15 protein-coding genes are annotated in these 16,123 nt (G+C 73.3%); 6 read left to right on the top strand and 9 right to left on the bottom strand.

Annotated elements, in window-relative coordinates; all coding sequences use genetic code 11:
- The first annotated feature begins 61 nt into the window (after window positions 1-61).
- Entirely contained in the window at window positions 62-1,012 is a 951-nt protein-coding gene (locus MQV74_RS25515; protein ID WP_278194216.1) for a tellurite resistance/C4-dicarboxylate transporter family protein, read from the top strand.
- A gap of 31 nt (window positions 1,013-1,043) precedes the next feature.
- Here the strand turns inward: MQV74_RS25515 and MQV74_RS25510 are convergent, their stop codons facing one another.
- A complete protein-coding gene (locus MQV74_RS25510; RefSeq protein ID WP_242721557.1) occupies window positions 1,044-3,701 on the bottom strand; it encodes an MMPL family transporter in 2,658 nt (885 codons plus the stop codon).
- A gap of 275 nt (window positions 3,702-3,976) precedes the next feature.
- Here MQV74_RS25510 and MQV74_RS25505 point away from each other — a divergent pair, with 275 nt between their 5' ends.
- Both MQV74_RS25505 and MQV74_RS25500 read left to right on the top strand, forming a co-directional pair.
- Window positions 3,977-4,642 carry a response regulator transcription factor gene (locus MQV74_RS25505; RefSeq protein ID WP_242729118.1) on the top strand — a complete coding sequence of 222 codons (666 nt, stop codon included), beginning with the start codon at window positions 3,977-3,979 and terminating at the stop codon, window positions 4,640-4,642.
- Window positions 4,639-6,177 carry a sensor histidine kinase gene (locus MQV74_RS25500; protein WP_242721553.1) on the top strand — a complete coding sequence of 513 codons (1,539 nt, stop codon included), beginning with the start codon at window positions 4,639-4,641 and terminating at the stop codon, window positions 6,175-6,177. The genes MQV74_RS25505 and MQV74_RS25500 overlap by 4 nt, the downstream gene beginning before the upstream one ends.
- Here MQV74_RS25500 and MQV74_RS25495 read toward each other — a convergent pair.
- Together MQV74_RS25495 and MQV74_RS25490 are read right to left on the bottom strand one after the other, a co-directional pair.
- Window positions 6,143-7,375: a metallophosphoesterase gene (locus MQV74_RS25495; RefSeq protein ID WP_242721550.1), complete on the bottom strand. Its 1,233-nt coding sequence runs from the start codon at window positions 7,373-7,375 to the stop codon at window positions 6,143-6,145. The genes MQV74_RS25500 and MQV74_RS25495 overlap by 35 nt on opposite strands.
- Before the next feature lie 2 nt (window positions 7,376-7,377).
- Window positions 7,378-7,617: an SCO4848 family membrane protein gene (locus MQV74_RS25490; protein WP_138961436.1), complete on the bottom strand. Its 240-nt coding sequence runs from the start codon at window positions 7,615-7,617 to the stop codon at window positions 7,378-7,380.
- Between the two features lie 109 nt (window positions 7,618-7,726).
- Between MQV74_RS25490 and MQV74_RS25485 the strand changes: the two genes are divergently transcribed.
- Window positions 7,727-8,962, top strand: a complete 1,236-nt coding sequence (locus MQV74_RS25485; RefSeq protein WP_374120685.1) for a D-alanyl-D-alanine carboxypeptidase family protein — start codon at window positions 7,727-7,729, stop codon at window positions 8,960-8,962.
- On the opposite strand, the gene MQV74_RS25480 is transcribed toward MQV74_RS25485, so the two are convergent.
- From MQV74_RS25480 to MQV74_RS25465, 4 genes are read right to left on the bottom strand one after another with little or no spacing between them, the layout of a single operon-like run.
- Entirely contained in the window at window positions 8,931-9,863 is a 933-nt protein-coding gene (locus MQV74_RS25480; RefSeq protein WP_242721544.1) for a YihY/virulence factor BrkB family protein, read from the bottom strand. The genes MQV74_RS25485 and MQV74_RS25480 overlap by 32 nt on opposite strands.
- Entirely contained in the window at window positions 9,851-10,351 is a 501-nt protein-coding gene (locus MQV74_RS25475; protein ID WP_242721543.1) for a GtrA family protein, read from the bottom strand. Before MQV74_RS25475 ends, MQV74_RS25480 begins: the two co-directional genes overlap by 13 nt.
- Window positions 10,348-11,295: a decaprenyl-phosphate phosphoribosyltransferase gene (locus MQV74_RS25470; protein ID WP_242721540.1), complete on the bottom strand. Its 948-nt coding sequence runs from the start codon at window positions 11,293-11,295 to the stop codon at window positions 10,348-10,350. Before MQV74_RS25470 ends, MQV74_RS25475 begins: the two co-directional genes overlap by 4 nt.
- Window positions 11,288-11,824: a phosphatase PAP2 family protein gene (locus MQV74_RS25465; RefSeq protein ID WP_242721537.1), complete on the bottom strand. Its 537-nt coding sequence runs from the start codon at window positions 11,822-11,824 to the stop codon at window positions 11,288-11,290. Before MQV74_RS25465 ends, MQV74_RS25470 begins: the two co-directional genes overlap by 8 nt.
- 260 nt (window positions 11,825-12,084) lie before the next feature.
- Here MQV74_RS25465 and MQV74_RS25460 point away from each other — a divergent pair, with 260 nt between their 5' ends.
- Both MQV74_RS25460 and MQV74_RS25455 read left to right on the top strand, forming a co-directional pair.
- Complete coding sequence (locus MQV74_RS25460) at window positions 12,085-13,419, top strand: FAD-binding protein (protein WP_242721534.1); 1,335 nt, start codon at window positions 12,085-12,087, stop codon at window positions 13,417-13,419.
- Between the two features lie 158 nt (window positions 13,420-13,577).
- The gene (locus MQV74_RS25455) at window positions 13,578-14,333 is read left to right on the top strand and encodes a decaprenylphospho-beta-D-erythro-pentofuranosid-2-ulose 2-reductase (protein ID WP_242721531.1); all 756 of its coding nucleotides are present in this window, start codon (window positions 13,578-13,580) and stop codon (window positions 14,331-14,333) included.
- Window positions 14,334-14,388: 55 nt separating this feature from the next.
- Here MQV74_RS25455 and MQV74_RS25450 read toward each other — a convergent pair whose 3' ends face one another.
- Together MQV74_RS25450 and trpS are read right to left on the bottom strand one after the other, a co-directional pair.
- Window positions 14,389-14,961 (bottom strand): 2'-5' RNA ligase family protein, encoded by a 573-nt coding sequence (locus MQV74_RS25450; protein ID WP_242721528.1) that lies wholly within the window; start codon window positions 14,959-14,961, stop codon window positions 14,389-14,391.
- A gap of 90 nt (window positions 14,962-15,051) precedes the next feature.
- Complete coding sequence (trpS, locus tag MQV74_RS25445; protein WP_242721525.1) at window positions 15,052-16,065, bottom strand: tryptophan--tRNA ligase; 1,014 nt, start codon at window positions 16,063-16,065, stop codon at window positions 15,052-15,054.
- Between the last annotated feature and the right edge of the window lie 58 nt (window positions 16,066-16,123).

The following is a 16,123-nucleotide window of genomic DNA, read 5'->3' as shown; positions in this document are numbered from 1 at the left end:
GGGGTGTGGATTCCGCATGGTGGCCTAGGCCAGGTGGTGACGGCTGTGGCCCCGGGGTGTCATGAGGGGTGTGAGACATGCGTGGCGGGACGAGGTCACTCCGGCCGCCGGGGCCTGTGTGATGGCGACCGGCATCATCTCCGTGGGCCTGCACCTGACGGGCCACGAGGTGCTCTCGAAGCTGTTCCTCGTCCTCGCGGCGCTGCTCTGGCTGCTGCTCGCCGCGGACTTCGTCGGTCTCCTCGTGCGTGACCGGGCCCGGTGGACGGCGGCGGCGATCACCCCGCCCGCGCTCACGGCCGTCGCCGCGACGACCGTGCTCGGCACCCGGCTCTCCCTCCTCGACTGGCAAGGCGCGGCGCTCGCCCTCCTTCTCGTCGCGGCCCTGGTGTGGCCGGTGCTGCTGCTCGCGGTGGTGCGGCACTGGCGGCGGCGCGGCATGCCCGGCGGGGTGTTCCTGGTGTGCGTGGCCACGCAGGGGCTCGCGGTCCTCGCCGCCACGCTGTGCCTCGCCGGCGAGGGCGACTGGCTCGGGGACGCGGCGCTCGCCTGCTTCGTGCTCGGGCTCCTGCTGTACGGGGAGGCGCTCCTGCGCTTCGACCTGCGGCAGGTGTGGCGGGGCGCGGGTGACCAGTGGGTGGCGGGCGGGGCCCTCGCGATCTCGGCGCTCGCGGGCTCCAAGCTCATGGCCGTGCCGCGGTACGAGGGGCTGCGGGCCGTCACCTACGTCCTGCTCGGGCTCGCCCTCGCCTGGTACGCGGCCCTTGCCGTGGCCGAGGCGGCGGCGGTGCGGCTCCGCTACGACGTGCGGCGCTGGGCGACGGTGTTCCCCCTCGGGATGACCGCGGTGGCCGCGCTGTCCGCCGGGGCGGTGGCGGACGTCCCCGGGCTCCGCCTCCTCGGCCGGGTCCTGCTGTGGGTGGCGGTGGCGGTGTGGGGCCTGGTGTGGGTGGGGGTGGTGTGGCCTCGCGGGGGCGCCCCTGACCCGGCGTCCGGCCCGTCCGGCGGGTGAGGACGAGCCGCGCAGCGGCGATGGGCCCGCCTCACAGCATGGGCCCCGTGCCCACCGCCTCCAGGAGTTCCAGGTCGTACGTCAGGGGGCCGCTGCCGAGCATGATGTGGCGGGCCTTCGAGGCGTAGCCGGGGGCCGTCGCCGCGAGGAGGTAGACGCCGGGGGCGGGGGCCGAGAGGAGGTAGGAGCCGTCGGCCAGGGACGAGACGCGGTCGAGCTGGCGGCCGCTCTTGGACAGCAGGGTCATGGTCACGGTGTGGATGGGCTCGCCGTCGGGCGTGATGATGAAGCCGTGCACGACGTGCGCACCGCGCTCCTGCGGGGCGGGCAGGCCGGGGACGTAGTGCTCGTCGTCGGCCGCGTAGGCCGCGTCGCAGGGGTCGTACGGGGAGAAGTCGCCGCGGGCCGTCAGCGGGTCCGCCGCCCCGCAGGCGCCCTGGGCCGCGCACGCCTCGGGCGACGCGCACGCGTCGGCCGGTGCGTGCGGGTCCGGCGCGGGGCCTGCCGGGCCGAGGGCGGCCGCCACCAGCGCCTCCAACTCCTCGGGCGCCGGGGGCGCGGCGTCCCGCGGCTCGACGGCGAGGTGCGGAAGGCGCCGGTCGAGCCAGGGCGGGAGCCACCAGTTGGCGCGGCCGAGCAGCTGCATGGCGGCGGGGACGAGCGCGGTGCGCAGCACGAACGCGTCGAGCGCGACGGCCGCGGCGAGGCCGATGCCCGCCGTCGCGCCCTCCAGGTCGCCGCTGAGGACGAACGCGGAGAACACGCAGATCATGATGAGGGCCGCGCAGTTGATGACCCGGCTGGTCTCCGCGAGGCCGACGCGCACCGCGCGGGCGTTGTCCCGGGTGTGCACCCACTCCTCGTGCATGCGGCTGACCAGGAACACCTGGTAGTCCATCGACAGGCCGAAGAGCAGCGACAGCATGACGACGGGCAGGAACGCCGTGATCGGGCCCTCCTTGGCGATGCCGAGCGCCTCCGCGCCCCAGCCCCACTGGAACACCGCCACCAGCACGCCGAAGGACGCGGCGGCCGCGACCAGGTTCATGACGGCCGCCGTCAGCGGGACGACGAGGGAGCGGAAGGCGACGAGGAGCAGCAGGAAGCCGAGCACGACGATGGCGCCCACGAAGTACGGAAGGCGGTCCGCCGTGACCGTGGCGAAGTCCTTGAACACCGCAGTCACGCCGCCGACGTGCGCGTCCACACCCGCCTGCGGCAGTACGTCGGCGCGCAGCCGGTCGATCAGGCGGTCCGTGGCGGCGGACTGCGGCGAGGTGGTGGGGACGACCTGGATGACGGCGGTCGCGCCGTCGGCCGAGGGCGTCGCGGGGGCGACGTGCGCCACGCCGTCCGTCGCGCGGATGCGCTCCACCAGGGCCTCGGTGGCGGCCGGTCCGGCCTTCTCCACGACGACTTGGAGGGGCCCGTTGAAGCCCGGCCCGAAGCCCTCGGCGAGCAGGTCGTAGGCCTGTCGGGTGGTGCTGGACTCCTGGTGGTTGCCCTGGTCGGTGGCGCCGAGGCGCAGGGAGAGGAGCGGCAGCGCCAGGGCCGCCATGACCGCGACGGCGAGCAGCGCGACCGTGCGCGGGCGCCGCTCCACGGCCGCGGCCCAGCGTGCCGCGAGGCCGGTCGGCTCGTCCGGTTCGGGCCCGGTGGCCGCGAGGCGGCGCCGCTGGCGGCGGCTGAGCACGCGGGGGCCGAGCAGGCCGAGCATCGCGGGCAGCAGGGTGAGGGCGGCGAGCACGCTGAGGACGACGGTGAGGGACGCGGCGATGACCACGCCGTCGAGGAAGCGCATGTTCATCACGAGCATCCCGGCGAGCGCGACGCACACGGTGCCGCCCGCGAACAGCACGGCGCGGCCCGAGGTGTCGAGGGCCTGCGCGGCCGACTCCTCGGGGGTGAGGCCGCGCAGGATGCCCCGGCGGTGCCGGGTGACGATGAACAGGGCGTAGTCGATGCCGACGCCGAGCCCGATCAACGTGCCGAGCAGCGGCGCCACTTCGGGCACCGCCGTGACGTGGCTGAGCAGCATCGTGGCGAGCAGCCCGGTGCCGACGGCGAACACGGCGGTGAGGATCGGCAGGAGCATCGCGAACAGCGAGCCGAAGGCGAGGAAGAGCACCACGGCGGCGGCCGCGATGCCGACGGCCTCCGCGGTGCCCGCGGGCGGCTCCTGGATGCGGGCGACGGCCTGGCCGCCGAGCTCGACCCGCAGGCCGGGGCGGGCGGCGGAGCGCGCGGTGTCGACGACGTCCTCGACGAGGCTCTTGGAGACCTCGTTGGCCTGCTCGGTGAAGGTGATCCGCGCGTACGCGACGCTCCCGTCGCGGCTGACCCGCGCTGCGGCCTCCGGCCCCGGCGCGTACGGGCCCGCCACCTCGCCGATGCCCTTCATCCCGGCGATCTCGGCGAGCACGGGGGTGATCCGGTCGCGCACGGCGGCGTCCCGCGCCGAGCCCCGCGCGGTCTTCCACACCACGGTGTCCGTGTCGCCGCTGCGCTGGGGGAACGCCTTCTCCATCAGGTCACCGGCGCGCGTGGAGTCCGTGTCGGGGGCGGAGAAGACGTTCGCGTAGTCGGTGCCCGCGGAGCCGCCGACGGCCCCCGAACCGACCAGTGCCGTCACCCACAGCACCAGGACCACCAGCCGGTGCCGGTAGCACCAGCGTGCCCATGCGACCACGATGTACGCCCCTTCGTCCCGACGGCCCGGTCTCTTCGCCGGGCCGTGCCGTCCGCCGCCGCCCGGCCCCGCGGCCCCTTCACACGCGCGAAGGACCCCCAGCATCAGCGGCGGACGGACCGTGCGCGCGGCGAAGGCCGTGATTCTCAAGCAACTCCAAACCACGGAGCGGCCCCCGGTACAACGAGCGCCCCGATACTGGGGACATGAGCCACGCCGAGGAACCCCGGGGAACATCTGTCGCAGAGGCCGCTCCCGTGGCGGGCGCCGCCACCGTGCTCGTCGTGGAGGACGAGCCGAGCATCGCCGACGTCCTCAGCCTCACCCTGCGCTTCCACCGCTTCGACGTGATGACGGCGGGCTCCGTCCGCGAGGCCCTCGCGCTCGCCGAGCGCACCCGGCCGGACTGCGCGCTCCTGGACGTGATGCTGCCCGACGGCGACGGACGGGCGCTCGGACGTGAACTGCGCGCGCGCAGGCCCGACCTCGCCCTGGTCTTCCTCACCGCCCGCGACGCGCCGACGGAGGTCGTCGGCGCCCTCGGCTTCGCCGACGACTACATCACCAAGCCGTTCCACATCGACGAGGTCGTCGCCCGCATCGGGGCGGTGCTCCGCCGCACCCGGCCCGGTGACGTGCTGCCGCAGCGGCCGCCGCTGCGCTACGGCGACCTGGAGCTGGACGAGACGACGTACCTGGTGCGCAGGGGCGGCCGCGAGGTGCAGCTCACGCCCACCGAGTACGCCCTGCTGCGCTTCCTGGTGCGCAACGCGGGCCGGGTGGTGCCCAAGGAGCAACTCCTGCGCCACGTCTGGCACATCGAGCACGCGGCGGAGTCGACGGTCGTGGAGACGTACATCAGCTATCTGCGGCGCAAGCTCGACCAGGTGGGGCCACCGCTGATCACGACGCGGCGCGGCGTGGGATACGGGCTGGCATGAGGAAGCGGGCGCACACCGGCCCGCGGCGGCTCTTCGGGAACTCGCTGCGCGCCAAGCTCACCCTGGTGAACGTCGTCCTGCTCGCGCTCGGCATAGCGGCCGCGACCGCCGTGAGCATCATGGGCATGAAGCACTACCTGCTGAACAGCGTCGACTCCGAACTGAAGGGCTCACGCTCGGCGTTCAGCGGGATGCCGGTCACCCTCGACCACCTGAAGGAGATCAACAACTTCAGGGAGTCGCTGATCGAGCTGCCGCAGCAGGTCGGCAAGGCGAACGAACTGACGCCCTCCTCCTCGCTGTTCGTCGCGGTCGACATCGACGACAAGCCCGTCAACTTCGGATACGTCGGCTCGACGCGGCTCCAGCTCCAGCTCGCCCGCGCCGTCGGCGACGCGCAGGAGTTCGCGGACAAGGAGACGCCCAGCGACGTACGGCTGGGCGGCGACTCCTACCGCGCCCTCGGCATGCGGATCGCCGACGGCACGGTCCTCGTCATCGCCACCTCCACGGAGGACGTGCACGCGAGCGTGCGCAAGGCGCTCCGGCTCGACCTGGCCTTCGGCATGCTGCTGCTCGCGCTGCTCGCCGTCCTGACGATGATGTCCGCCAGCCGACGCCTGCGGCCCCTGGAGGACATGGTCGAGACGGCCTCCGCGATCGCCGAGGGCGATCTGAAGCGGCGCGTACCCCGCAGCCGGACCGAGGTGCGGGAGACCGAGCAGCTGCGGCTCGCGCTCAACTCCATGCTCCAGCAGGTCGAGGCGGCCTTCGCGACCCGCGAGCGCAGCGAGGCCCAGCTGCGGCAGTTCGTCGCGGACGCCTCGCACGAGCTGCGCACCCCGCTGTCCGCGATCCGCGGCTACCTCCAGCTCTACGACAACGGCATGCTGACCACGCCGGAGGACCGCAGTCGCGCCTGGTGCCGCGTCAACGCCGAGACCGACCGTATGAACCACCTCGTGGAGGAGCTGCTCACCCTGGCCCGCCTGGACCAGCAGCCCGAACTCCGCCTCCGCCCCGTCGACCTGAGCCGTCTCGTGCGGGACGCGGCCGACGATCTGCGGGCGCAGGACCCGGGCCGTCCGCTCACGGTGTGCGCGGACGGCTCGATCCTCGTCCGGGCGGACGAGCAGGGCCTGCGCAAGGTCCTCGCCAATCTGCTCGCCAACGTCCGCACCCACACCCCCGCCGAGACCCCGGTGCGGCTCGGCCTGGAGCGGCGGGGCCACGTGGTGTGCCTGACCGTGGCGGACGAGGGTCCGGGACTCGGCGAACAGGACGCGGCCCGGGTCTTCGACCGCTTCTTCCGCACGGGCCGCAGCGGGGGCAGCGGGCTCGGCATGGCCATCGTGCAGGGCGTGGTGGTGGCCCACGGCGGCCGCGTCCAGCTCCGCACGGCGCCGGGCGAGGGCCTGACGGTCCTGGTCAGCCTGCCGCGCGTGCCATCGCCGCCGTCGCGGCCGCGCCCACAGGGGCCGCGGGAGCCGGTCGCCCTGCTCACGCCCTGCGCGACGCCAGCTCCACCACCGTGATGTCGGACGGGGCCCCCACCCTGACGGGCGGGCCCCACGCCCCGGCGCCGCGGGTCACGTACAGCTGGGTGTCGCCGTAGCGCTCCAGGCCCGCGAGCGTGGGGTTGGCGAGGTCGGCGACGAGGTTGTTGGGCCAGAGCTGGCCGCCGTGGGTGTGGCCGGAGAGCTGGAGGTCGACGCCGTGCTCGACGGCGTCGTGGATGACCACGGGCTGGTGGGCGAGGAGCACGGAGGCCCGCGTGCGGTCCCGGTCGCCGAGCGCCTTGGCGAAGTCGGGCCCCTGGCCCTCGTCCTCGCCCTGGACGTCGTTGACTCCGGCGAGGTCGAAGTACGGCAGTTCGGTGCGGGCGTTCTCCAGGGGGCGCAGGCCGAGCGAGCGGACGTGCTCCACCCACTGCTCGGCGCCGGAGAAGTACTCGTGGTTGCCGGTGACGAAGAAGGCGCCGTGGCGTGCGCGCAGGTCCGCGAGCGGGCGGGCGGCGCCCGCGAGGTCCTCGACGTCCCCGTCCACCAGGTCGCCGACGATCGCGATGAGGTCGGCCTGGGTGGAGTTGACGGTGTCCACGACGCGCCGGGCGAAGCCTTCGCCGAGCACCGGGCCCAGGTGGATGTCGCTGACCACGGCGATCCGGAAGCCGTGCGCCGCGCGCGGCAGCTTGGCCAGCGGGACGGTGACGCGTTTCACGCGGGGGCCTCGGAGTACCTCGTACGTGCCGTAGCCCACGGTCGCCGCCGCGACGGTGGCTGCGCCCGCGGCCACCGTTCTGGCCACGAAGACGCGGCGGGGCAGGTCCCCGCCGGGGCCCGTCGGCTGGGGCTGCGCCCCTTTCCCCGCCCCGTCGGCGCTTCGCGCCTCGTCCTCAAGCGCCGGACGGGCTCGTTCCACCCACCGTCGCAGGAGTGGGCGTACCAGCTCGCCCACCAGCAGGGCCAGGAGCAGATACAGCGCGAACGCCATCCACAGGAAGCCCGGCCACGCCAGGACCTGCTGGAGCAGGAACGGTGCCCCGGCGCGCTCCGCCGCCAGCGCTCCGAACATCAGCAGGGGTCCCGCGAGGAACGCCACGGTGCCCAGGCGTCTGCCCCACGAGCCCTTGACCGTGGTGTCGCGCACCGTCCGTCGCCACACGTACCAGAGGAGGCCGCCGAAGACGGCGGCCGCACCCAGGGCGACCAGGGCGAATCCGAGGACGCCCACGGCTATGAGCTTCGGCGCAGTGCGCGCACCCCACGCAACCCGATGGTCCCGACCACCGTCCCCAAGACAAAGGAGACAACGGCGAGCGTCAGGTGCACCCAGAAGTACGCCGTCGGACGGCCGTCGTCGAAGGCGAGCCCGCTGCCATCCTTCCACAGGTTCTTGACGAAAGTGATCCAGATGACCCAGCTCCACGCGCCGAAGGCGAGCAGGAACCAGGAGACGGGGCGGCTGAGCTTCATACGCTCAGTATCACCAGCCGCCCTCACGGACCGCCTTCGGGGTGGGGGCCGCCGGGCGGGACGGACCTCGGCAGAAACGGGTCCCGCCACGCCCTGTACGTTCTCGTCCGTGCCTGCTGTGAAGAAGACCGCCCTGCTCATCGCGTCCGCGACCCTGCTGTCCCTGTCGACGGCCGCGCCCGCGCTCGCCGACGGCAAGCCGGGCGGCGACAAGGACAAACAGCCGAAGCCGCCCGCGCAGATGTCCACGGTCGGCGGCGCCCGCCTCGGCAAGCCGGGCACCCAGGTGGATCTCCAGTCGGGCGCGCCGGTGCTGCCCAAGGACCTGTCGGCCCGCTCCTGGATGGTCTCGGACGCGGAGTCGGGCGAGGTGCTCGCCGCGCACAACCCGCACTGGCGCCTCGCCCCGGCGAGCACCCTGAAGATGCTGTTCGCGGACACCGTGCTGCCGAAGTTCCCGAAGACCCAGAAGCGCAAGGTCGAGCTGACCGACATGCAGGGCATCGGCGCGGGCAGCAGCCTGGTCGGCATCAAGGAGAACGAGACGTACTCGGTCCACGACCTGTGGCTGGGCGTCTTCCTGCGCTCCGGCAACGACGCGGTGCACGTCCTGTCCGCGATGAACGGCGGCGTGCCGCAGACCGTGAAGGACATGCAGAAGCACGCCGAGGAGCTCCAGGCCCTCGACACCCGCGTCGTCACGCCGGACGGCTACGACGAGAAGGGCCAGGTGTCGTCCGCGTACGACCTGAGCCTGTTCGCCCGCTCCGGCCTGCAGAAGAAGGACTTCCGCGAGTACTGCGCGACGGCCACCGCGGAGTTCCCCGGCGCGACCGTCAAGGTGAAGAAGGGCAAGGACAAGGGCAAGACGAAGCGCGAGTCCTTCGGCATCCAGAACACCAACCGCCTGCTCACCGGGGCCGACGGCGTCGAGGCGTACAAGGGCATCGCGGGCGTCAAGAACGGCTCGACGACCAACGCGGGCAACACCTTCACGGGTGTCGCCGAGCGCGACGGCAAGGTGCTGCTCGTCACCGTCATGAACCCCTCGTCGGGCGAGCCGCACGCCGTCTACAAGGAGACGGCCCGGCTGCTCGACTGGGGCTTCGCGGCACACGACAAGGTGAAGCCGGTCGGCGAGCTGGTCCCGCCGAAGGGTGCCTCCACCGGCGCGGGCAAGGGCGCCCCGGGCGACGGCGGCACGAACGCGAAGAACGTGGCGCACGCCTCGGGCGGCAAGTCCAGCGGCATGGGCGTCGCCCTCGGCATCACGGCCGGGGTGCTCGCCCTGGTCGCGGGCGCTCTGTTCCTGCTCAACCGTCGCTGGCCGCTGCGCCGGGGCTGACGGTCTCCCCGGCCTCGCGCGCCGCGCTGTCCGTCGTGCGTTCCTCCGTACGATGCTTCTTCGGCACGGCCGTCCAGGCGGCGCAGAAGAGGAGCAGCTTCGCGGTGAAGTTGATCCACAGCAGCAGCGCGACGGGCACGCCGAAGGCGCCGTACATGCTCTTCGCGGCGACGCCCTTCACATAGCCGCCGAGCAGCAGCTTCAGGAGCTCGAACCCGGCCGCGCCGATCAGGGCGGCGACGATCAGCGCGCGCCGGGGCGGCTGCACGCCGGGCAGCAGCGTGAGGACGTACAGCAGGAGCAGGAAGTCGGCGAGGACGGCGATCGCGAACGCGGCGATCTGGAGCAGCACGCCGCCGGGGCCGTCCTTGTCGACGCCGAGCTGGTCGGCGGTCCAGTCCACGGCGGTGGAGGCGACGGCGGAGGCGATCAGCGAGGCGAGCCCGGCGCCGCCGAGCCCGGCGAGCACGCCCAGGTCCTTGAGCTTGCGCAGGAACGGGTTCTCGTCGGTGTCGTCGAGCAGCCAGACCGCGCGCAGGCACTCCCTTATCGAGCCGACCCAGCCGACGCCGGTGAACAGCAGCAGGGCTCCCGCGACGAGGCCGACGGTGCCCGCGTTCGCGACGAGCGCCTCCAGGTCGAGCTGGTCGGAGATGCCGGGGACCTGCTCGGAGATCTTGTCCTCGATCTTCTGCGTCTGCTTCGCGGACAGGGTGGCCGCGGCGATGGCCGCCGCCACCGTGATCAGCGGGAACAGCGCGATGAAGCTGATGAAGGTCATGGCGGCGGCGAGCCTGCTCCAGTGGACCTCGTCGAGCCGTTCGTAGGAGCGCCACGCGTGGGTGCGCGTCAGCCGGTCGACGTACGGCCCGATGCCGGGCAGCTTCTTCAGCCAGTCCATGTCGTCTGCCCCGTTCCTGGTGCGGTCTGTGCGGCCCGCGCGGCCCCCGTGTCTTGCGGGAGCCGCGCGGCCTGTGAGCGGAATACCAACGTCCGGGTACCCCAAAACCGCAGGACAGTGGCCAGTGCCATGCCGATTCCCGCACCGGATACCGTGTCCGCCCGGCGCGAGGTCAACCCGAGGCCGTAGTGGGAGACCGCGATGCACAGGAGCTGGACGAGGGCGCCCGCGACGTTGACGGCGCAGAAGACGGCGTACTGGCGCAGCCGCGAGGCCCCTCCTCCTTCGGTCCGGCGGTAGGTGCCGAGCGCGTTGCCCGCGTACGCGACCGTGCACCCGGCGACGAACGACAGGGCCTTCGCGGTCAGCGGGTCGAGCCCGCCGGGCCCGCGCAGCCACAGGAACAGACCGAGGTCGGCGGCGTACGCGCAGAGCCCCGCGGCGGCGAAGCCCAGCAGCTCGCGCGCCGCGGGGCGCACGCGCCTCACCAGTCCGCGACCGCGAGCCCGTACATGGCGAGCCAGCCGAGCCCGATCATGGCGAGCGCGCGGTCGTGCAGGACGACGTCCTCGGGCTCGCCCGCCGTGCCCCGGTCGGCGAACACGGCGTAGCGCAGGATCGCGAGGATGAAGGCGACCATGGACAGCTGCCGCCACGGCAGCACGCCGGTGCCCGCGGCGGTGCCGCTCTCCATGGCCCACAGGCAGTACGCGAGCACGGCCACACCTGCCGCGAGCTGCCAGACGAACCGCAGGTAGCCGGTGGTGTACTCGGTGAGGAGCGCCCGGGTCGCGCCCGCCCGGCCCGCCATCTGCACGGCCTCGGAGTACCGCTTGGCGGAGACCATGAAGAGCGCGCCGAAGCCGGTCGTGATCAGGAACCAGCGCGACAGCGGAATCCCGAGCGCGATCCCGCCGATCATCGCCCGCATCAGGAATCCGGTGGTGACGACGGCGAGGTCGACGACGAGCACGTGCTTGAGGCTGACGCAGTACGCGAGTTGCATCACCACGTACGCGGCGAGCAGGCAGGCCGTGAGCGGCGTGCACAGCGCGGCGGCCGCGAGCGGCGCGGCCACGGCGAGCACTCCGCCCGCGGCGTACGCGACGGGCACCGGGACCACCCCGGCCGCGACGGGGCGGCGGCACTTGGTGGGGTGGGCGCGGTCGGCGTCGGCGTCGCGGGCGTCGTTGATCAGGTAGACGGCCGCCGCGGCGGCCGTGAACAGGGCGAAGACCAGCGCGAGTTGGCCGAGCGCGTGGCGCGAGAACAGCTCTCCCGCGGCCGCCGGGGCCGCGATGACCAGGACGTTCTTGATCCACTGGCGGGGCCGCGCGGTCTTCAGGAGCCCGAGCGGCAGGCCCCCGGGGCCGGGCCTCGGGGCCTGCGGGGAGCGGGGCGGGGCGAGCAGGGCGGTGGTGCGGTCAGCCATCGTGACGGCCTCCGATCGGGCGCGGGGCGCGGGTCCCGCGCAGCCAGGGGACGCCGGCGCACGCGGTGGCCGCGCCGAGGGCCGCGCCCACCGCCACGTCCGACGGGTAGTGCACGCCGACGACGAGCCGGGAGACGCACATCGCGGCGGCCAGCGGCGGGAGCAGCCGGGCGCCCGCGGGCCGCAGCGCGCCGTACGCCACCGCGGCCGCGACCGCCGACGTGGCGTGCGAGCTGGGGAAGGAGTGCCGCCCCGCGGTCCGTACGAGCGGTGTGACGTGCGCGGGCCGTGGGCGCCGGACGAGCCGCTTCACCCCCATGCTGGCCAGGTGCGCGGTGGCGGTGAGCGCGGTGGCGCGCAGCCAGGCGGGGCGCCGCTCGCGGTCGAGCGCGGCCCCGGTCAGGCCCAGGGCGAGCCACAGCGCGCCGTGCTCACCGCTGTGGGACAGGGCGCGGGCGGCGGCCGCCACGCGCGGATCGCTCCCGCGGGCGCGCAGGGCCGAGAGCAGCCGGTGGTCCATGTCGTCCATACGGACAGGCAACACCCCCCGAATTGCAGGATTGTTGGGTGACACTCTTTTAATCGCCCATTCCGGTGAGACTAAGGACGATTTAGAGAGAACAGTCCCTCATAGGGAGCAAGCGGCACATATACGGGCGATACGGTCGCGCCATGCCTGCCGTGCCCGCCGCCGTGCCCGTTTCTGCCGCTCCGTCTGCTACTTCTGCTTCTTCTGCTCCGTCTGGGGCCGCTTCTTCTGGGGCCGCTCCTTCAGCTGCTGCGCTCGCCGTGCCCCTGTCCGGCTGGGGCCGCACCGCTCCCACGGCGGCCCGTCTGGTGCGCCCCCGCTCCCGCGAGGAGGCCGTGGCCGCGCTGCACGCCTGCGCGGAACGCGGCGGCATCGCGCGCGGGCTCGGCCGCGCCTACGGGGACGCCGCGCAGAACGCGGGCGGCGCCGTGCTCGACATGACGGGCCTGGACCGGGTGCACACCATCGACGCCGGCACGGGCACCGTCGTGTGCGACGCGGGCGTCTCGCTGCACCACCTGATGGAAGTCCTGCTACCGCTCGGCTGGTTCGTGCCGGTGACGCCCGGCACCCGCTACGTCACGGTCGGCGGGGCGATCGGCGCCGACATCCACGGCAAGAACCACCACGTCTCGGGCTCGTTCTCCCGCCACGTACGCTCCTTCGACCTGCTCACGGCCGACGGCACGGTCCGCGCGGTGAAGCCCGGCAGCAAGCTCTTCAACGCCACGGCGGGCGGCATGGGCCTGACCGGCGTCATCCTCAAGGCGAAGCTGCGCTGCCTGCCGGTGGAGACCTCCTACATGTCCGTGGACACCGAACGGGCCACGGACCTGGACGACTTGATGGCGCGCCTCACCGCCACCGACCACCGCTACCGGTACTCCGTGGCGTGGATCGACCTCCTCGCGCGCGGCGCCGCGACGGGCCGCGCCGTCCTCACGCGCGGCGACCACGCCCCCCTGGACGCCCTGGACGCCCGCGCCCGCAGGGCCCCGCTGGCCTTCCGCCCCCGCCGGCTCCCGCCCGCCCCGGCCTTCCTGCCCGAGGGCCTCCTGCACCGCACGACCGTCGGCCTCTTCAACGAGCTCTGGTACCGCAAGGCGCCGCGCTCCCGCACCGCCGAGATCCAGCGCGTCCCGTCCTTCTTCCACCCCCTGGACGGCGTCCCCCACTGGAACCGCGTGTACGGCAAGGGCGGCTTCCTCCAGTACCAGTTCGTCGTCGGCCACGGCCAGGAGGAGACGCTGCGGCGCATCGTGCAGCGCATCGCCCGGCACCGCTGCCCGTCCTTCCTCGCCGTGCTCAAACGCTTCGGCGACGCCGACCCCGGCTGGCTCTCCTTCCCCGTGCCGGGCTGGACCCTGGCCCTGGACATCCCGGCACACCTGCCCGGCCTCGCCCAGCTCCTGGACGGCCTGGACGAGGAGGTCGCCGCCGCGGGCGGCCGCGTCTACCTGGCCAAGGACTCCCGGATGCGCCCCGACGTCCTGACCGCGATGTACCCCCAGCTCCCCGCCTTCCGGGCCCTGCGCGCGGAGCTGGACCCCGGCAACGTCTTCCGCTCGGACCTCTCCCGCCGCCTGGACCTCTAGCCGTACCGGGGATCTTTCAGCCCGTCCGGCGATTGAGGACGAGGCGCGAAGCGCCGATAAAGCGGGGGCACGGGGGCGGCAGCCCCCGGTTCGGGAAGGGGCGGGCCTGGGGCGCACCCGCGAGGGCCCACCCCCACGCACCCCACCCAAGGAGAGCCATGAAAGACGCCTTCGGCACCCCCCAGTCCCTCCTGGTCCTGGGCGGCTCATCGGAGATCGCCCAGGCCACGGCCCACCGCCTGGTGACCCGCCGCACCCGCGACATCTGGCTGGCGGGCCGCCCGTCGCCCGCTCTGGAACGCTCCGCGCAGGCCCTGCGCGACCGGGGCGCCGACACCAGGACCGTGCCGTTCGACGCCCTGGACCCCGAGTCCCACGAGACCGCCCTCGGCAAGGTCTTCGCGGAGGGCGACGTCGACATGGTCCTGCTGGCCTTCGGCACGCTCGGCGACCAGGCCCGCGACGAGGCCGACCCCGTCGCCGCGACCCGCGTGGCCCAGACGAACTACACCGGCGCCGTCTCCGCGGGGCTGGTCTGCGCCCGCGCCCTCCAGGCCCAGGGCCACGGCTCGCTCGTCGTGCTCTCCTCCGTCGCGGCCGAACGCGCCCGCCGCTCCAACTTCATCTACGGCTCCAGCAAGGCGGGCCTCGACGCCTTCGCCCAGGGCCTGGGTGACGCGCTGCACGGCACCGGCGTGCACGTGATGGTCGTGCGCCCCGGCTTCGTGCGGTCGAGGATGACGGCGGGCCTGGAGGAGGCCCCCCTCGCGACGACGCCGCAGGCCGTGGCCGTGGCCATCGAGGCGGGCCTGCGCCGCCGCGCGGAGACGGTCTGGGTCCCCGGGAGGCTGCGCCTGGTGATGTCGGCCCTGCGGCACGTGCCGCGGCCGGTCTTCCGCCGCCTGCCGGTGTGACCGATGTGACCGATGTGACCGGTGCGGTCCAGGCGGCCGGTGCGGGCGCGGCGGGTCAGCGGGCGGGCAGGGTGTCCCTGGCCGCGGCCTGCGGCGGCACCGTGGACCCGCCGAAGGTGAACTCGCGCAGCTTGCGCCACACCCCGTCGGCCCCCTGCTCGTAGAGCGCGAAGCCGGTGCAGGGCCACTGGGCCTCGTAGTCGGCGAGGTCCTCGTACGCCCGGTCCATGGCGTCTTCGGCGATGCCGTGCGCCACGGTGACGTGCGGGTGGTACGGGAACTGCAGTTCGCGCGCGAGCGGCCCGGACGCGGCGCGGACCCGCTCCTGGAGCCAGGAGCAGGCGGAGCCGCCCTCCACGACCTGGACGAAGACGACGGGCGAGAGGGGCCGGAACGTGCCGGTGCCGGAGAGCCGCATCGGGAACGGCCTGCCCGCCGCCGCCACCGACACGAGGTGGTGCTCCACCGCGGGCAGCGCCGCGGCGGCCACCTCGGTGGGCGGCAGCAGCGTGACGTGCGTGGGGATGCCGTGCGCGGCGGGGTCACCGAAGCCCGCACGCAGCTCCTGGAGCAGGCTGCCGTGTGGCTCCGGGACCGCGATCGACACACCGATCGTTACGGTCCCCACGTCGTACTCCTGTCGTCGTGTGGTGGGCAGGGGGGTGCCGCCGTGCCGTGGAACGGCGGCCGTGCTGCTCGGCCTGTGCTCGGGTGGAGCTCAGTGCTTGGCGGGCAGGAAGCCCACCTTGTCGTACGCCTGGGCGAGGGTCTCCGCCGCGACGGCGCGCGCCTTCTCCGCTCCCTTGGCCAGGATCGAGTCGAGCGTCTCCGGGTCGTCCAGGAACGCCTGGGTCCGGTCCCGGAAGGGGGTGACGAACTCGACCATGGCCTCGGCGAGGTCGGTCTTCAGCGCACCGTAGCCCTTGCCGGCGTACTTCTGCTCCAGTTCCGGGATACCGGTACCGGTGAGCGTGGAGTAAATGGTGAGGAGGTTGCTGACGCCCGGCTTCTTCTCCGTGTCGTACCTGATCACCGTGTCGGTGTCGGTGACCGCGCTCTTGACCTTCTTCGCCGTGGCCTTCGGCTCGTCGAGGAGGTTGATCAGACCCTTCGGGGTGGACGCCGACTTGCTCATCTTGATCGTCGGGTCCTGCAGGTCGTAGATCTTCGCCGTCTCCTTGAGGATGTACGGCTTGGGGACCGTGAAGGTCGCGCCGAAGCGGCCGTTGAAGCGCTCGGCCAGGTCGCGGGTGAGCTCGATGTGCTGGCGCTGGTCCTCGCCGACCGGGACCTCGTGGGCCTGGTAGAGCAGGATGTCCGCGACCTGGAGGACCGGGTACGTGAACAGGCCGACGGAGGCCCGGTCCGCGCCCTGCTTGGCCGACTTGTCCTTGAACTGCGTCATGCGGGAGGCCTCGCCGAAGCCCGTCAGGCAGTTCATGACCCAGGCGAGCTGGGCGTGCTCGGGCACGTGGCTCTGCACGAACAGGGTGCAGCGCTCCGGGTCGAGACCGGCGGCGAGCAGCTGGGCGGCGGCGAGCCGGGTGTTCGCGCGCAGCTCGGCCGGGTCCTGCGGAACCGTGATCGCGTGCAGGTCCACGACCATGTAGAACGCGTCGTGGGACTCCTGGAGGGCCACCCACTGGCGGACCGCGCCCAGGTAGTTCCCGAGGTGGAACGAGCCTGCGGTGGGCTGGATCCCGGAGAGCACACGGGGACGTTCAGAGGCCATGCCCAGCATTCTCTCAGGTGCCGCCCGTTGGTCGGGAACGGGCCGGGAACGGGGGCGC

This window comes from Streptomyces sp. AN091965, assembly GCF_022698285.1.
Classification (GTDB): domain Bacteria; phylum Actinomycetota; class Actinomycetes; order Streptomycetales; family Streptomycetaceae; genus Streptomyces.
Note: the sequence above shows the minus strand (reverse complement) of the source record. Positions and strands in the feature narration are given on the sequence as shown.

Excerpts from the sequence above, each read along its gene's own strand:
- MQV74_RS25515 (WP_278194216.1), top strand. The coding sequence starts at position 62 with ATGAGGGGTGTGAGACATGCGTGGCGGGACGAGGTCACTCCGGCCGCC.
- MQV74_RS25500 (WP_242721553.1), top strand. The coding sequence starts at position 4,639 with ATGAGGAAGCGGGCGCACACCGGCCCGCGGCGGCTCTTCGGGAACTCG.
- MQV74_RS25490 (WP_138961436.1), bottom strand. The coding sequence starts at position 7,617 with ATGAAGCTCAGCCGCCCCGTCTCCTGGTTCCTGCTCGCCTTCGGCGCG.
- MQV74_RS25480 (WP_242721544.1), bottom strand. The coding sequence starts at position 9,863 with ATGGACTGGCTGAAGAAGCTGCCCGGCATCGGGCCGTACGTCGACCGG.
- MQV74_RS25470 (WP_242721540.1), bottom strand. The coding sequence starts at position 11,295 with ATGGCTGACCGCACCACCGCCCTGCTCGCCCCGCCCCGCTCCCCGCAG.
- MQV74_RS25465 (WP_242721537.1), bottom strand. The coding sequence starts at position 11,824 with ATGGACGACATGGACCACCGGCTGCTCTCGGCCCTGCGCGCCCGCGGG.
- MQV74_RS25455 (WP_242721531.1), top strand. The coding sequence starts at position 13,578 with ATGAAAGACGCCTTCGGCACCCCCCAGTCCCTCCTGGTCCTGGGCGGC.
- trpS (WP_242721525.1), bottom strand. The coding sequence starts at position 16,065 with ATGGCCTCTGAACGTCCCCGTGTGCTCTCCGGGATCCAGCCCACCGCA.